Origin of the sequence: Alistipes sp. (genome assembly GCF_048465635.1) — a bacterium.
GTDB lineage: Bacteria > Bacteroidota > Bacteroidia > Bacteroidales > Rikenellaceae > Alistipes.
The window spans coordinates 1-1,663 of the sequence record NZ_DBFWLF010000026.1 but is presented as its reverse complement, the minus strand read 5'-3'; the positions used below and the strand labels follow the sequence as shown (position 1 = coordinate 1,663).

The 1,663-nt window shown below is 50.5% G+C and carries 1 rRNA gene; it reads left to right on the top strand.

The annotated features are described in order from the left end of the window. Positions 1–168 precede the first annotated feature (168 nt). A 16S ribosomal RNA gene (locus ACMO9O_RS09445) occupies positions 169–1,663 on the top strand; the annotation flags it as partial.

Sequence of the window (1,663 nt, the reverse complement as noted above, 5' to 3'; positions counted from 1 at the left end):
AACAAAGAACCTTGATAACTGAACAGTGAAATAACCTTGAAAGATTCAATGAATTTCAGGGTGTTGTAAATAACAACACACGAACGTTTCTATAAAGAAACAACCTTAAAACAGTAAATCAGATGAACATCTGATTAAGCCAGTTTATAACTGGACAGGAAAACTTTTTAACATGAGAGTTTGATCCTGGCTCAGGATGAACGCTGGCGGCGTGCTTAACACATGCAAGTCGAACGAAGCACTTTATTTGATTTCTTCGGAATGAAGATTTTGTGACTGAGTGGCGGACGGGTGAGTAACGCGTGGGTAACCTGCCTCATACAGGGGGATAACAGTTGGAAACGACTGCTAATACCGCATAAGCGCACAGGGTCGCATGACCTGGTGCGAAAAACTCCGGTGGTATGAGATGGACCCGCGTCTGATTAGCCAGTTGGTGGGGTAACGGCCTACCAAAGCAACGATCAGTAGCCGACCTGAGAGGGTGACCGGCCACATTGGGACTGAGACACGGCCCAAACTCCTACGGGAGGCAGCAGTGGGGAATATTGCACAATGGGGGAAACCCTGATGCAGCGACGCCGCGTGGAGGAAGAAGGTCTTCGGATTGTAAACTCCTGTTGTTGAGGAAGATAATGACGGTACTCAACAAGGAAGTGACGGCTAACTACGTGCCAGCAGCCGCGGTAAAACGTAGGTCACAAGCGTTGTCCGGAATTACTGGGTGTAAAGGGAGCGCAGGCGGGAGAACAAGTTGGAAGTGAAATCCATGGGCTCAACCCATGAACTGCTTTCAAAACTGTTTTTCTTGAGTAGTGCAGAGGTAGGCGGAATTCCCGGTGTAGCGGTGGAATGCGTAGATATCGGGAGGAACACCAGTGGCGAAGGCGGCCTACTGGGCACCAACTGACGCTGAGGCTCGAAAGTGTGGGTAGCAAACAGGATTAGATACCCTGGTAGTCCACACCGTAAACGATGATTACTAGGTGTTGGAGGATTGACCCCTTCAGTGCCGCAGTTAACACAATAAGTAATCCACCTGGGGAGTACGACCGCAAGGTTGAAACTCAAAGGAATTGACGGGGGCCCGCACAAGCAGTGGAGTATGTGGTTTAATTCGACGCAACGCGAAGAACCTTACCAAGTCTTGACATCCCTTGACGAACATAGAAATATGTTTTCTCTTCGGAGCAAGGAGACAGGTGGTGCATGGTTGTCGTCAGCTCGTGTCGTGAGATGTTGGGTTAAGTCCCGCAACGAGCGCAACCCTTATGGTCAGTTACTACGCAAGAGGACTCTGGCCAGACTGCCGTTGACAAAACGGAGGAAGGTGGGGATGACGTCAAATCATCATGCCCTTTATGACTTGGGCTACACACGTACTACAATGGCGTTAAACAAAGAGAAGCAAGACCGCGAGGTGGAGCAAAACTCAGAAACAACGTCCCAGTTCGGACTGCAGGCTGCAACTCGCCTGCACGAAGTCGGAATTGCTAGTAATCGTGGATCAGCATGCCACGGTGAATACGTTCCCGGGCCTTGTACACACCGCCCGTCACACCATGAGAGCCGGGGGGACCCGAAGTCGGTAGTCTAACCGTAAGGAGGACGCCGCCGAAGGTAAAACTGGTGATTGGGGTGAAGTCGTAACAAGGTAGCCGTA